Origin of the sequence: Streptomyces sp. HUAS TT11, from assembly GCF_051553595.1 — a bacterium.
GTDB lineage: Bacteria > Actinomycetota > Actinomycetes > Streptomycetales > Streptomycetaceae > Streptomyces.
Genome location: NZ_CP196184.1, coordinates 4592446 through 4606831 on the forward strand (window position 1 = coordinate 4592446; position 14386 = coordinate 4606831).

A 14386-nucleotide genomic window follows, 5' to 3' on the forward strand; every position below is an offset into this window, starting at 1 on the left:
GAGCGGAAGTCCCGACGGCCAAGCCGTGCGACCCGGGGCCCTGTCCGTCCGACATCAGGCTCTCGGAAGGGGATCGGAAAGGGAATCGGGACCAGCGTCCGACCTGGAGTCGGAGATGCGAGGGCCGTCCGCTCGGGACCCGAACCCGAGGACATCGGCCCCGGCCCGAACGCCGCTCCGAGTGCATCGGCCTTCGTCCGAACCGCCCTCAGAGCCCCGGCCACACGCCCGGACGCGAAGTCCGTATACCTGAGAGCTTCCTCACATCCTGGACTGCACGAGGCCGCGCCTCTCGAGGCCGGGCAATAGCAAAACGGTCGTCATCGGGATCCGATGACGACCGTCTCGTCTGGTGCGCGAGGGGGGAGTTGAACCCCCACGCCCTTTCGGGCACTGGAACCTGAATCCAGCGCGTCTGCCTATTCCGCCACCCGCGCATTGGGTGTGTCTTCCGGCTCCTGCGTCTTGCGGTGCGGCGCCTTCCGACATCCAGAACATTAGCATGCTGGCGAGGGTGCGTTCACATCCCTTTCCTGGCCTGACCGGGGGCCCACGACCGGTAACCCGGGCCCGACCAGCGAAGACCCCGACGGCCCGGCCGCGGCCGGGGTCCGAGGGGGCGGGACCGCGGCCGGCCGGCGGGGAGGGAGGCCCTCCGGCGTGGACCTGCCGCACCCGGTGCAACGTCGTCGGGGGGCGGGGCGGACGGCGCGCGGCACTCCGGGCCGGATGTCCGGGCCCGTTGCGGATCGCCGTCCTCCGCGCTCGGCCCCCGAACCCGTCGTACAACGTCTCGACGTGTGCTTGTTCACGTATCAACCTCGTACCGGTCCAGCGCATCTACCCAGGAGACGGACAGGGGCCGCGGTCAGGTGCGGGACACTGGTCTACGGCCCCCTCTACGATCCATGCCAGGAATGCATGCGGGAAGTACGTGCAAGGAGTACGTCCGGGATGAGTTCGAAGGGGTCGTCGGCAGGGAACCCCCGTGGCGTCGACACCCGTCGACAGGGCCGACAGGGGGAACCACCCGATTTTCCGGCGCGTGGATACGATCAGTAAGCAGTACCAGGTACGAAGCAGAACGCAGGACGGCAGCAACGGAGGAGGTGCCCTGTGGGAGTCCTGAAGAAGTTCGAGCAGCGTCTCGAAGGTCTGGTCAACGGCACCTTCGCCAAGGTGTTCAAGTCCGAGGTCCAGCCTGTGGAGATCGCCGGAGCGCTCCAGCGGGAGTGCGACAACAACGCGACCATCTGGAACCGCGACCGGACCGTCGTACCCAACGACTTCATCGTGGAGCTGAGCACGCCGGACTTCGAGCGGCTCAGCCCCTACTCGGGGCAGCTCGGCGACGAGCTGGCCGGCATGGTGCGCGACTACGCCAAGCAGCAGCGCTACACGTTCATGGGGCCCATCAAGGTCCATCTGGAGAAGGCGGACGACCTCGACACCGGTCTGTACCGGGTGCGCAGCCGTACGCTCGCGTCCTCCACGGACCAGCAGGGTCCCGCGGCCGCTCCGGCGGGCCGGCAGGCCCCGGGCGGCTACGGCTACCCGCCGGCCGCCGGTTCCCAGGGTGTCCCGCCCATGCCGTCCGCGCCGCCGCCGGGTGCCCGGCCCGGTGCCGCGCCGTACGGCCAGCGGCCGGCGGCCGCGCCCACGGCGGGCGGGCGCACCCGCTACTGGATCGAGATCAACGGCGTCCGCCATCAGATCTCCCGCCCGACGCTGGTGCTGGGCCGCAGCACCGAAGCCGACGTGCGGATCGACGACCCCGGCGTCTCGCGCCGGCACTGTGAGATCCGGACCGGAACGCCCTCGACGATCCAGGATCTCGGGTCCACCAACGGCATCGTGGTGGACGGGCAGCACACCACCCGCGCTACGCTCCGCGACGGCTCGCGGATCGTCGTGGGCAGCACCACCATCATTTACCGGCAAGCCGAAGGGTGAAGCGGGGGCAATGTCAGAGCTGACCCTCACGGTCATGCGGCTGGGTTTCCTGGCCGTACTGTGGCTGTTCGTGATCGTGGCCGTGCAGGTCATCCGTAGCGACCTGTTCGGTACGCGCGTCACACAGCGCGGCTCGCGCCGGGACAGCGGACGGCCTCAGCAGGCCGCCCGTCAGGCGGCGCCCCCGCCGCAGCGCCAGCAGCCGAGCGGCGGCCGCCAGCGCCGTGGTGCCCCGACGAAGCTGGTCGTCTCCGAGGGCTCCCTCACGGGTACGACGGTCGCGCTGCAGGGCCAGACCATCACGCTCGGCCGTGCCCATGACAGCACCATCGTGCTGGACGACGACTACGCCTCCAGCCGGCACGCCAGGATCTATCCCGACCGGGACGGGCAGTGGATCGTCGAGGACCTCGGGTCCACGAACGGCACCTACCTCGACCGGACCCGGCTGACGACCCCCACACCGATTCCGCCGGGTGCGCCGATCCGCATCGGCAAGACCGTCATCGAGCTGCGGAAGTAGTACGAAAATGAGCGAGCGGAGCGAGCACGCAGCGGTGGCCCACATCCCGGGCCCCGGCGCGCTCCCGACCGGAGGGTGGGCACCGTGCGGATGTACCCGGAGCCGACGGGCGAGGTGCGCATGAGTCTGTCACTGCGCTTCGCCGCCGGATCGCACAAAGGCATGATCCGCGAGGGCAACGAGGACTCCGGTTACGCCGGTCCGCGCCTGCTCGCGATCGCGGACGGGATGGGCGGCCAGGCGGCCGGCGAGGTCGCCTCCTCCGAGGTGATCTCCACCATCGTCCCGCTCGACGACGACATCCCCGGCTCCGACATCCTCACCTCGCTCAGCACCGCGGTGCAGCGCGCCAACGACCAGCTGCGGGCGATGGTCGAGGAGGACCCCCAGCTCGAGGGCATGGGGACCACGCTGACCGCCCTGCTGTGGACGGGTCAGCGGCTGGGCCTCGTCCATGTCGGCGACTCCCGGGCGTACCTGCTGCGGGACGGCGTCCTGACGCAGATCACCCAGGACCACACATGGGTGCAGCGGCTCGTCGACGAGGGCCGCATCACGGAGGAGGAGGCCACCACCCATCCGCAGCGCTCCCTTCTGATGCGCGCGCTGGGCAGTGGCGACCATGTGGAGCCCGACCTGTCCATCCGTGAGGTGCGGGCCGGCGACCGGTACCTGATCTGCTCCGACGGGCTGTCCGGGGTCGTCTCCCACCAGACCATGGAGGAGACCCTCGCCAGCTACCAGGGTCCGCAGGAGACGGTGCAGGAGCTGATCCAGCTCGCGCTGCGCGGCGGCGGCCCGGACAACATCACGGTCATCGTGGCCGATGTCCTCGACCTGGACACCGGGGACACCCTCGCGGGGCAGCTGTCCGACACCCCGGTCGTGGTGGGCGCTGTCGCCGAGAACCAGAACCACCTGCACGACAACGGCATCATGCAGACGCCCGCCGGACGCGCCTCGGGCCTCGGCCGCCAGGTGCCCGGCCAGGGCGGCGGGGGCCAGTTCGGCCCGCCCGGGAGCGGTGACACCACCGGCTACGTCCCGACGGACAGCTTCGACGACTACAGCGACGAGGACTTCGTCAAGCCGCGCCGTGGACGCAGGTGGCTGAAGAGATCCTTCTTCTCCGTTCTCGCGCTCGCCGTCATCGGCGGCGGGTGCTACGGCGCCTACCGGTGGACGCAGACGCAGTACTACGTCGGCGCCAACGGCGAGCACATCGCGCTGTACCGCGGTATCAGCCAGGACCTGGCCTGGGTGTCGCTGTCGAAGGTGCAGAAGGACCACCCCGAGATCGAACTCAAGTACCTGCCTCCGTATCAGCAGAAGCAGGTCAAGGCGACCATCGCCGAGGGCGGTCTCCCGGCGGCGCAGTCGAAGGTCTCCGAGCTGGCCGTGCAGGCGTCGGCGTGCAAGAAGGAGAACGAGCGCCAGAAGGCCGAGGCCGAGAACCAGGCCGGGACGGGCGACGACACCACGGGAACCACACAGACCTCGTTGACGTCCAAGGCCTCGCCGACCCCGAATCCCTCGGGTTCGACGACCAAGACCCCAACCGCACCCACCCCCACACCCGGCCCCACCCTCTCGGAGGAAGAGCAGAAGGTCGTCTCACTGTGCGGAAAGCAGTAAGCAAGCCGTGAGGGGCCCTGTCACACCATGAGCAGCAGTACGAACACATCGACGCACCACACGTCCACGATCGGCTCGATCGGTGCACCGAGCCGGCGCAACACCGAGCTGGCGCTGCTGGTGTTCGCCGTCGCCATCCCGGTGTTCGCCTACGCCAACGTGGGCCTGGCCATCAACGGTTCGGTCCCCGCCGGACTCCTCGGCTACGGGCTCGGCCTCGGTCTGCTGGCGGGCGTCGGCCATCTGGTCGTCCGCAAGTTCGCGCCGTACGCGGACCCGTTGCTGCTGCCGCTGGCGACGCTGCTGAACGGGCTCGGTCTGGTCGTCATCTGGCGGCTCGACCAGTCCAAGCTTCTGCAGTCCATCCATGTGGCGGGCGGCAAGGCGACCAATCAGCTGCTGTACACGGCGATGGGTATCGCGCTGTTCGTGCTGGTGCTGGTCTTCCTGAAGGACCACCGCACTCTGCAGCGCTACACGTACATCTCCATGGTCGCCGCGCTGTTCCTGCTGCTGCTCCCGCTGGTGCCGGGTCTGGGCCTGAACGTCTACGGCGCCAAGATCTGGATCTCGGTCGGCGGATTCACCATCCAGCCCGGTGAGTTCGCCAAGATCGTGCTGGCGGTGTTCTTCGCCGGCTATCTGATGGTCAAGCGGGACGCGCTCGCCCTGGCCAGCCGCCGCTTCATGGGCCTGTACCTGCCGCGCGGCCGCGACCTGGGCCCGATCCTCGTGGTCTGGGCGATCTCGATCCTGATCCTGGTCTTCGAGACCGACCTCGGTACGTCGCTGCTGTTCTTCGGAATGTTCGTCATCATGCTGTACGTCGCCACCGAGCGGACCAGCTGGATCGTCTTCGGTCTGCTGATGTCCGCGGCCGGCGCCGTGGGTGTGGCGAGTTTCGAACCGCACGTGAACATGCGTGTCCAGGCCTGGCTCGACCCGATGGGGGAGTACGCGCTCAGCCGCAAGGGTGTGGCGGGCCACTCCGAGCAGGCCATGCAGGCCCTGTGGGCGTTCGGCTCCGGCGGCACGCTCGGCACGGGGCTGGGCCAGGGTCACTCCGAGCTGATCCGGTTCGCCGCCAACTCCGACTTCATCCTCGCCACGTTCGGCGAGGAGCTGGGCCTGGCGGGCATCATGGCGATCCTGCTGATCTACGGGCTCATCGTGGAGCGCGGCGTGCGCACCGCGCTCGCCGCCCGCGACCCGTTCGGAAAGCTGCTCGCCGTCGGTCTGTCCGGCGCCTTCGCGCTCCAGGTCTTCGTCGTCGCGGGCGGTGTGATGGGCCTCATCCCGCTGACCGGTATGACGATGCCGTTCCTCGCGTACGGCGGTTCGTCCGTCATCGCCAACTGGGCGCTGATCGGCATCCTCATCCGCATCAGCGACACCGCGCGCCGTCCGGCCCCGTCCCCCGCCCCGAACCCCGACGCCGAGATGACCCAGGTGGTCCGCCCGTGAACAAGCCCCTGCGCCGGATCGCGATCTTCTGCGGGCTTCTCGTCCTCGCGCTGCTCGTCCGCGACAACTGGCTCCAGTACGTCAAGGCCGACGCGCTGCGCAGCGACCTGGAGAACCGCCGTGTGCTGATCGCCCGGTACTCGACGCCGCGCGGCGACATCATCGTCGACGGAAACCCGATCACCGGGTCCAAGAAGACGCCCACCGACAGCCTGAACGACTTCGCCTACAAGCGCACGTACAAGGACGGCGCGATGTGGGCGCCGGTCACCGGGTTCGCCTCCCAGGCGTTCGGCGCCACGCAGCTGGAGTCCGTCGAGGACGGCATCCTCACCGGCGACGACGACCGGCTCTTCTTCCGCAACACCCTCGACATGCTGACGGGCAAGCCCAAGCAGGGCGGCAACGTCGTCACCACACTGAACGCGGCCGCGCAGAAGGCCGCGTACGACGGTCTGAAGAACGTCGGCGGCAAGGGCGCGGCGGTGGCGCTCGACCCGCAGACCGGCGCGATCCTGGCGCTGGCGTCCTACCCCTCGTACGACCCGTCGTCCTTCGCGGGCAACTCGACCTCGGTCGACTCCAAGGCCTGGACGGCACTGCAGAAGAAGAACAACCCGAGCGACCCGATGCTGAACCGGGCGCTGCGCGAGACCTACCCGCCGGGCTCCACCTTCAAGGTGGTCACCGCGGCGGCCGCGCTGGAGAACGGGCTGTACAACAGCGCCGACGAGAACACCGACTCGCCGCTGCCGTACATGCTCCCGAACACCCAGACCGAGCTGAAGAACGAGGGGAACATCCCCTGCAAGAACGCGACCATGCGCGTCGCGCTGCAGTTCTCCTGCAACACGGTCTTCGGCAAGATCGGCGCCGACCTCGGCAAGGACAAGATGCTGGCGGAGGCGAAGAAGTTCGGCTTCGACTCCGAGCAGTTCACGCCGGTGCGCTCCAACGCCTCCAACTTCCCCGACAAGATGGACCGGCCGCAGACCGCGCTCAGCTCGATCGGTCAGTTCGAGACGGCCGCGACCCCGCTGCAGATGGCGATGGTCGCCTCGGCGGTCGCCAACGACGGCAAGCTGATGAAGCCGTACATGGTCGACAAGCTGGAGTCCTCGAGCCTCGACGCCCTCACCCAGACCCAGCCGGAGGAGCTGAGCCGGCCGCTGTCCGAGAAGAACGCCCAGGTCCTGCAGTCGATGATGGAGACCGTCGTCCAGAAGGGCACGGGTACGAACGCGAAGCTCCCGGGCGTGACCGTGGGCGGCAAGACCGGTACCGCCCAGCACGGTCTGAACAACAGCGAGAAGCCGTACGCGTGGTTCATCTCGTACGCCAAGCTCCCCGACGGCAGCTCGCCGGTGGCGGTCGCGGTGGTGGTCGAGGACGACAAGGCCAACCGTGACGACATCTCCGGTGGCGGCCTCGCCGCTCCCATCGCGAAGAACGTCATGGAGGCGGTCGTCAAGAGCAAGAAGTGACCCCCGTCACGTTCCCTTCACATCGGTGCACGTTGCGATACCGGTCCTGTATCGGGTGGCGGATGTGGCCAGGTCACGCAGAGCGAGCCGGGTACCGTATGCCCGGACAGCACACCGCCGGATCACACGCGGGTGTGGTCGGGATCGACGGAGAGGGCTGGTAGGAAGCTATGGAAGAGCCGCGTCGCCTCGGCGGCCGGTACGAGCTGGGCCAGGTGCTCGGCCGTGGTGGCATGGCCGAGGTCTACCTCGCGCACGACACCAGGCTGGGTCGCACCGTGGCGGTGAAGACGCTGCGGGCGGACCTCGCACGTGATCCGTCGTTCCAGGCCCGGTTCCGCCGGGAGGCCCAGTCGGCCGCCTCACTCAACCATCCCGCGATCGTCGCGGTGTACGACACGGGCGAGGACTACATCGACGGGGTCTCGATCCCGTACATCGTGATGGAGTACGTCGACGGGTCCACTCTGCGTGAGCTTCTTCACAGCGGCCGCAAGCTGCTGCCGGAGCGGGCCATGGAGATGACCATCGGCATCCTCCAGGGCCTCGAGTACGCCCACCGCAGCGGCATCGTCCACCGCGACATCAAGCCCGCGAACGTCATGCTGACGCGCAACGGCCAGGTCAAGGTCATGGACTTCGGTATCGCCCGCGCGATGGGCGACTCCGGTATGACGATGACGCAGACGGCCGCGGTGATCGGCACGGCCCAGTACCTCTCGCCGGAACAGGCGAAGGGCGAGCAGGTCGACGCCCGGTCGGACCTGTACTCGACCGGTTGCCTGCTGTACGAGCTTTTGACGGTGCGGCCCCCGTTCGTGGGCGACTCGCCGGTCGCGGTCGCCTACCAGCACGTCCGCGAGGAGCCGCAGCCGCCGAGCATCTTCGACCCCGAGATCACGCCCTCGATGGACGCGATCGTGCTCCGGGCGCTCGTCAAGGACCCGGACTACCGGTACCAGAGCGCCGACGAGATGCGCGCCGACATCGAGGCCTGTCTCGACGGCCAGCCGGTCGCGGCCACGGCGGCCATGGGTTCCGTCGGCTACGGCGGCTACCACGACGACCAGGCCACGACGGCCCTGCGTGCGGACCCCGGTGCCGGCGCGACCACGATGCTCCCGCCGACGAACCCCGACGACGGCGGCTTCGGCTACGACGAACGCCCGGACCGCCGCCGCCAGAAGAAGTCGAACACCTCGACGATCCTGCTGGTCGTCGCGGGTGTGCTGGTGCTGATCGGCGCGATCCTCATCGGCAAGTGGATGTTCAGCGGCAACGGCGGTGTGGGCAACGACAAGGTCTCCGTGCCCAACTTCGTCGGCCAGACGAAGGCCGACGCGCAGCAGCTCGGCGACAACGCCACCCTGAAGCTGACCTTCAAGCAGCAGCCCTGCGAGGACCAGAAGAAGGGCAACATCTGCAGCCAGGACCCGACCGCGAACGCGGAGGTCAAGAAGGACTCCACGGTCAACCTGGTGGTCTCCACGGGCGCGCCCAAGGTGACGGTGCCGGACGTCGTCGGCCAGAACGTCGACGACGTCACGACGAAGCTCGAGGGCGACGACTACCAGTTCAAGGTCGAGACCAAGGCGAAGGAGTCCTCCCAGGAGGCGGGCACCGTCCTGGAGACCGACCCGAAGTTCGGGCAGAAGGTCGAGAAGGGCAGCACGATCACCCTCACGGTCGCCAAGGCCGTGGAGACGGTGACGGTGCCCGACGTGACCGGCCAGGGCTGTGACGCCGCCAAGCAGCAGATGCAGGCGAGCGGCCTGACGGGCAACTGCTCCGAGGTGGACACCAACGACCCGAACCAGGCCGGCAAGGTGATCCAGACCTCCCCGGGCAAGAACGAGACGGTCAAGAAGGGCTCCACGGTCACCATCCAGATCGGCAAGCAGGCCCAGCAGGCGACCGTCCCGCCCAACATCCAGGGGCAGAAGCTCAAGGACGTCCGGGGGATGTTGCAGCAGGCGGGCCTCCAGGTCGGCAACATCACCGGCTCCCAGGACGACAACGCCACCGTCATCGGGTCGAACCCGGCGCCGGGCTCCCAGGTCGCCCCGAACACCCCGGTGAACCTGTTCACCGGAGGTGGCGGCGGCGGTCCGGGCAACGGCGGGAACGACGGCGGCTCGAACTTCTTCGGCGGGGTCACCGGCCGAAGGAACTGACCCGCCCGCTGTCACGACGGAGCCCCGGCACCCTTCATGGGTGCCGGGGCTCCGTCGTGATCCAGGGTCCGGGGAGGAACCGCTCAGCCCAGTTCCTTCGGCGGCGTCCGCTCGCTGTCCACCTTCTGCACCCGCTCCAGCTCACCCCACACGATGTAGCGGTACTCCGAGGTGTAGACGGGGGTGCACGTCGTCAGGGTGATGTAGTGGCCGGGCTTGGTGACGCCCGCCTGCTTGGGGACCTGGGTGAGGACCTTCACGTTGTACTTCGACGTCTGCGGGAGGATCGCGAAGACCTTGTAGACGTACCAGTCGTCCTTCGTCTCGAAGACGACCGGGTCGCCCTCGCGCACCTTGTCGATGTTGTGGAACTTCGCCCCGTGCCCGTCACGGTGCGCGGCCAGCGAGAAGTTGCCGGTCTTGCCCGTCATCGGCAGCGTCGCCTTGACGGGGTCCACGTAGTAGCCCGCCACACCGTCGTTGAGCACGTCCGTCGACGTGCCCTTCTCGACCAGCACGTCGCCGTTCTTCATCGACGGCACGTGCAGGAAGCCGATGCCGCCCTTGGTGTCCAGCGCACCCGGCCCCGGGTCCTTTTCGGCCGCCCAGTGGTCACGCACCTTGTCGGCCTCGCGGTGCGACTTGCGGTCCGCTATCACGTTCGTCCACCACAGGGAGTAGACGACGAACAGGGCGAGCACCAGGCCGGCCGTGATGAGCAGCTCGCCGAAGACACTGACGGCCGTCGCGACAGGGCCGCGCCCGCGGGGCCGCGCCCGGGAGAGGGAGGCGGAGCCCGGCGACGGTGCGCCGGTCTGCTCGTCCTGGTCGGTCGTCACTCCCACTGCATCTGCCCCGTCTGTTCCAGGTGCCTACGAGTTCGCGTGTCCGTGCGCCCTACGAGATGAGCGCGTCCGGCTTGCCCTTGCTGCGCGGCCGTTCCTCGACCATCTTGCCCCAGACGATCATCCGGTATGTGCTGGTGAATTCCGGGGTGCAGGTGGTCAGCGTGATGTAGCGGCCGGGCGCGGTGAAGCCGGAGCCCGCGGGTATCGCGTCGAGCACGCTCGTGTTGGAGGGAGACGTCATCGGCAGGATCGACGTCATCTTGTAGACGAAGTACTTGTCCTGCGTCTCCACCACGATCGGGTCGCCGGGCTTGAGGCGGTTGATGTACCGGAACGGCTCGCCGTGGGTGTTCCGGTGGCCCGCGAGCCCGAAGTTGCCCGTCTTGGCGTCCGGCATCGCCGTCTTCAGGGTGCCCTCTCCGTAGTGCCCGACCATGCCCTTGTCGAGCACGTTCGTCTTGCTGGTGCCCTCGGCGATCGGAGCGACCACGTCCAGCTTGGGGATGTGCAGGATGGCGAAGCCCTGTCCGGGGGCGAACTCGCCCGGCTCCCGCCTGCCGTTCGCCCAGTCCTGCTGGAGATGCTTCGCGGCGCTTCCCGCCTCCTGGTGCGCCCGCACGTTCGACCACCACAGCTGGTACGTCACGAACAGCAGCATCACCACACCGGACGTGATGAACAGCTCGCCGACCAGGCGGCTCACCAGGACCGCTCCACTGGGCTTCTGGGCGCGTGCGGCCCGCCGGGCCTCCATGCGGGACCTGGGCGCCTCCGAGGCCGTCTCAGCGGCCTTCTCGGCCGTCTGAGGCCCGTTTCCGTGCCGCCCGTGCCTCCTGGCCGCCTTACGCCGCGCCGCACGGCCTCCCGGCGCCGGCGCGGACGCCGTTCCCTCGTCGCGCTCCGCGGCCCGCCGCGCCGCCCCGACGTCCGCAGCCCGCAACGCGACGGTCTCGTCGTCCACAGGCGACGCCATGGGCCGCGAACCGTCCCTGGGGGGCGGGGGGCCGTACGAGGAACCGGGCGCCGGGTCGTCGTACGAGGGGAGGACCGCCGTCGCGTCGTACGGCGGCTGCTGCGCCTGCTGCGCCTGTCCGTACGGCTGCGCCGCGGTGTGCCCCCCGCTCCCGTCGCCGGGGTGCTCGTAGCCGGACCACTCCTGCGCCTCGTGCCATGCACCGGTACCCCCGTACGGCTGCTGCCCGTACGGGGGTCCGGATTCGGCGGTGCCCTCGTACGGGGCACCGCTCTTGCGCTCGGGGCGCAGTGCGGTCACGCCGTGGCCCTGCCCACCACCGGGGCGAGCCCCGCCGATCTCGCCACGGCGCCCCGGTCACCGCACTCGGACAGCCAGTTGGCCAGCATCCGGTGGCCGTGTTCGGTCAGTACCGACTCGGGGTGGAACTGGACGCCCTCGACCGGAAGTTCGCGATGCCTGAGCCCCATGATGATCCCGTCGTGTGTGCGCGCCGTGACCTCCAGCTCGGCCGGCACGGTCGCCGGCTCGGCGGCCAGGGAGTGGTACCGGGTCGCCGTGAAGGGGGAGGGCAGTCCGGCGAAGACGCCCTTGCCCTCGTGCTCGACCAGCGAGGTCTTGCCGTGCAGCAATTCCGGCGCCCGGTCGACGACACCGCCGTAGGCCACCTGCATCGACTGCATGCCCAGGCAGACACCGAAGACGGGGACGCCGGTCGTGGCGCAGTGCCGCACCATCTCGACGCAGACGCCCGCCTCCTCGGGGGTGCCGGGGCCGGGTGACAGCAGCACACCGTCGAAGTCGTCCTGCGCATGCGCCGTCGAGACCTCGTCGTTGCGCAGGACCTCACACTCGGCGCCCAGCTGGTACAGGTACTGCACCAGGTTGAAGACGAAGCTGTCGTAGTTGTCGACGACGAGGATGCGCGCGCTCACTGGTTGTCCACCGTCACATCGTTGAAGGGCAGGAGCGGTTCGGCCCAGGGGAAGATGTACTGGAAGAGGGCGTAGACCACGGCCAGGACCAGCACGAGGGAGATCAGTGCCTTCAGCCATGCGTTGCCCGGCAGATGCCGCCAGATCCAGCCGTACATGCCGTCCCTTCCGTCTCACCACGGCACCAGACTCACGCCGTACGCCACCAGACTAACGGCGCAGAGCCCTCGGTTTGCCTGCCTCCACAGGCTGTGTGGAATCCAGGTGCGCCCAGACGATCAGCCGGTGACTGTGCCCCCATTCGGGATCGCACGTGGTCAGCGTCAGATACCGGCCCGGACGCGCATACCCCGACTTACGTGGCACGGGGTCGATAACTTCAACGTCTGTGGGCACGGTTTTGTAAGGGCCTTTGTCGATCCGATACGTGAACCAGGTTGATCCGTCGGTGAGGACGACCGCGTCGCCCGGCCGCAGCCGGGGGAAGTCCTTGAAGGGGTCGCCGTAGGTGCGCCGGTGGCCGGCGACCGCGAAGTTGCCCCTCTGGCCGAGCCGGGCGGTGCCCGTGTAGTGGCCGAGGCCCTTCTTCAGGGTGCCCACGGCCGTGTTCTCGAGCACCGGCTTGTTCCACGTGAAACCGAGCCGCGGGATGTACATGACGGCGAACGCCCGGCCTGGCGCGTAGGGCTCGGGCTCGGCGGGCCTCGCGGAGCCGTGGGGCGCGGCCGTCGGTGCCACGGCCCCCTTCGACCACTGCCGCTGCAGCCGGTCGATCTGGTCGTTCATCGCGCCGTCGGCCTTCACCCCGGTCCAGAACAGGATGTAGCCGACGAAGAGCACGATGAGGGTGCCGACGGTGATGCACAGTTCGCTGACGGTCCTGACGAGCGCGCGCACCGACACAGGTCCCCCAGCGGCCGCTGTTCCGGGCTTCTACTCCACGGGCTTCGCGTAGTGCAGATCCACTGTGCCGGAGTAGCCGGGAAGAGTCACCGTCCCGTCCTCCGTGACTTTCCAGCCGAGTCCGTAGACGTTGACGTACACCATGTAGTTCTGGATCGCGGGCGAGTCGGCGAGCGCCTTCTGGAGCTTGTCCGGGTTCCCGATCGCGGTGATCTTGTACGGGGGCGAGTAGACACGGCCCTGGAGGATCAGGGTGTTGCCCACGCAGCGCACGGCGCTGGTGGAGATCAGCCGCTGGTCCATGACCTTGATCCCCCGGGCACCGCCCTGCCAGAGCGCGTTCACCACGGCCTGCAGGTCCTGCTGGTGGATGACCAGGTAGTCGGGCTGGGGCGCGGGGTAGCCGGGGAGCTTGGCGGTCGCGTCGGGTGGGGCGTCGTTCAGGGTGACCGAGACCGACTCGCCGGTCAGCCTCTGGGTGCCGGCGTTCTTCTCCAGCGCGCCGAGCCGGGCCTCCTCGGCCTTGCTGCTGCCGCCGCCGGTGCGCTTGGCCAGCGCCTCGTTGCCGTCGCGCAGTGTGGCGTTGGACTCGTCGAGCAGGCCGTTCTTGTGGCTGCGCTCGTGGATCAGGTCGGAGAGCTTCAGCAGCGAGGAGTCCGTGCGGATGTTGGTGCCCTTGGCCGTGTTGAAGCTCGTGATGAAAAGGAGCCCGGCGAGGGCGAAAACGCCCACGGTGAGCACCCGTGCGGGTCTCAGCCGGCGCGAGCGGGGCGGCGTGGCCCCCGTTTCCGGGGTTCCGTGACCCGCCTCGTGGGAGTCGGCAGTATTGCTCAACGTACCCTTATCTCCTTCGGCGCCGCGGAAGCACTACGCTAACGGACGCCCGGGGGAGCGCTCGGTGTCCCCTTGTACGCTGCTCCGGAGTCCGCCCCCAGTACCCTGCGCGGCCACGCAGCGCATCGACAGGAGAGACCCTCGTGCCGAAGTCACGTATCCGCAAGAAGGCCGACTACACGCCGCCCCCGACCAAGCAGGCCACGGCCATCAAGATGAACAACCGTGGCTGGGTCGCGCCCGTGATGCTGGCCATGTTCATCATCGGTCTCGCATGGATCGTGGTCTTCTACGTGACCGACGGCTCCCTGCCGATCCACGCGTTGCGCAACTGGAACATCGTGGTGGGCTTCGGCTTCATCGCGGCGGGGTTCGGCGTCTCCACGCAGTGGAAGTAGCGGCCCCGGTCGGCTTGCCGCCGGCTCTGCCCATGGCTGTGCACTGAGTTATCCACAGCCTTGTCCACAGAAGCGGCAACCGGTGGAAAAAGAACGACCATCTGTGGATAACGCATCGAGCATTGACACCGGTATGACGGAATCACCGGCCTCCGCAAACATGTTCGCCCCCTGCCTCACCTGGGAAAACTCCGGTGGGTGACAGGGGGCGCATGCATGTCCCGCTGGATGCACAAGATCCACCACAGACTGTGGACAACGC

13 protein-coding genes and 1 tRNA gene are annotated in these 14386 nt (G+C 68.5%); 7 read left to right on the plus strand and 7 right to left on the minus strand.

Annotated features, from left to right (window positions below):
• Positions 1-350 precede the first annotated feature (350 nt).
• A tRNA-Leu gene (locus ACSHXN_RS20500) sits at positions 351-437 on the minus strand.
• A gap of 679 nt (positions 438-1116) precedes the next feature.
• On the opposite strand from ACSHXN_RS20500, the gene ACSHXN_RS20505 reads away from it, so the two are divergent.
• From ACSHXN_RS20505 to pknB, 6 genes are all read left to right on the plus strand, one after another.
• Positions 1117-1953 (plus strand): DUF3662 and FHA domain-containing protein, encoded by an 837-nt coding sequence (locus tag ACSHXN_RS20505; RefSeq protein WP_356291606.1) that lies wholly within the window; start codon positions 1117-1119, stop codon positions 1951-1953.
• Positions 1954-1963: 10 nt separating this feature from the next.
• Positions 1964-2476: an FHA domain-containing protein FhaB/FipA gene (locus ACSHXN_RS20510; protein ID WP_059132303.1), complete on the plus strand. Its 513-nt coding sequence runs from the start codon at positions 1964-1966 to the stop codon at positions 2474-2476.
• A gap of 90 nt (positions 2477-2566) precedes the next feature.
• Positions 2567-4111, plus strand: coding sequence for a Stp1/IreP family PP2C-type Ser/Thr phosphatase (locus tag ACSHXN_RS20515; protein WP_355128929.1), 1545 nt, complete (start codon positions 2567-2569; stop codon positions 4109-4111).
• Positions 4112-4138: 27 nt separating this feature from the next.
• A complete protein-coding gene (locus ACSHXN_RS20520; RefSeq protein WP_355128736.1) occupies positions 4139-5575 on the plus strand; it encodes an FtsW/RodA/SpoVE family cell cycle protein in 1437 nt (478 codons plus the stop codon).
• Positions 5572-7059: a peptidoglycan D,D-transpeptidase FtsI family protein gene (locus ACSHXN_RS20525; protein WP_355128734.1), complete on the plus strand. Its 1488-nt coding sequence runs from the start codon at positions 5572-5574 to the stop codon at positions 7057-7059. Before ACSHXN_RS20520 ends, ACSHXN_RS20525 begins: the two co-directional genes overlap by 4 nt.
• A gap of 170 nt (positions 7060-7229) precedes the next feature.
• Positions 7230-9233 carry a Stk1 family PASTA domain-containing Ser/Thr kinase gene (gene pknB, locus ACSHXN_RS20530; RefSeq protein WP_438303489.1) on the plus strand — a complete coding sequence of 668 codons (2004 nt, stop codon included), beginning with the start codon at positions 7230-7232 and terminating at the stop codon, positions 9231-9233.
• An 83-nt stretch (positions 9234-9316) separates the two neighbouring features.
• Here pknB and ACSHXN_RS20535 read toward each other — a convergent pair whose 3' ends face one another.
• From ACSHXN_RS20535 to ACSHXN_RS20560, 6 genes are read right to left on the minus strand one after another with little or no spacing between them, the layout of a single operon-like run.
• Entirely contained in the window at positions 9317-10078 is a 762-nt protein-coding gene (locus tag ACSHXN_RS20535) for a class E sortase (protein WP_356107941.1), read from the minus strand.
• A gap of 52 nt (positions 10079-10130) precedes the next feature.
• A complete protein-coding gene (locus ACSHXN_RS20540; RefSeq protein ID WP_438303490.1) occupies positions 10131-11354 on the minus strand; it encodes a class E sortase in 1224 nt (407 codons plus the stop codon).
• Positions 11351-11989, minus strand: coding sequence for an aminodeoxychorismate/anthranilate synthase component II (locus ACSHXN_RS20545; protein ID WP_355128726.1), 639 nt, complete (start codon positions 11987-11989; stop codon positions 11351-11353). Before ACSHXN_RS20545 ends, ACSHXN_RS20540 begins: the two co-directional genes overlap by 4 nt.
• Positions 11986-12147, minus strand: coding sequence for a hypothetical protein (locus ACSHXN_RS20550; RefSeq protein WP_355128724.1), 162 nt, complete (start codon positions 12145-12147; stop codon positions 11986-11988). Before ACSHXN_RS20550 ends, ACSHXN_RS20545 begins: the two co-directional genes overlap by 4 nt.
• A 52-nt stretch (positions 12148-12199) precedes the next feature.
• Positions 12200-12886, minus strand: coding sequence for a class E sortase (locus ACSHXN_RS20555; protein ID WP_355128722.1), 687 nt, complete (start codon positions 12884-12886; stop codon positions 12200-12202).
• Between the two features lie 36 nt (positions 12887-12922).
• A complete protein-coding gene (locus ACSHXN_RS20560; RefSeq protein ID WP_355128720.1) occupies positions 12923-13726 on the minus strand; it encodes a DUF881 domain-containing protein in 804 nt (267 codons plus the stop codon).
• A 143-nt stretch (positions 13727-13869) separates the two neighbouring features.
• On the opposite strand from ACSHXN_RS20560, the gene crgA reads away from it, so the two are divergent.
• The gene (gene crgA, locus ACSHXN_RS20565; protein ID WP_355128718.1) at positions 13870-14124 is read left to right on the plus strand and encodes a cell division protein CrgA; all 255 of its coding nucleotides are present in this window, start codon (positions 13870-13872) and stop codon (positions 14122-14124) included.
• Positions 14125-14386 lie beyond the last annotated feature (262 nt).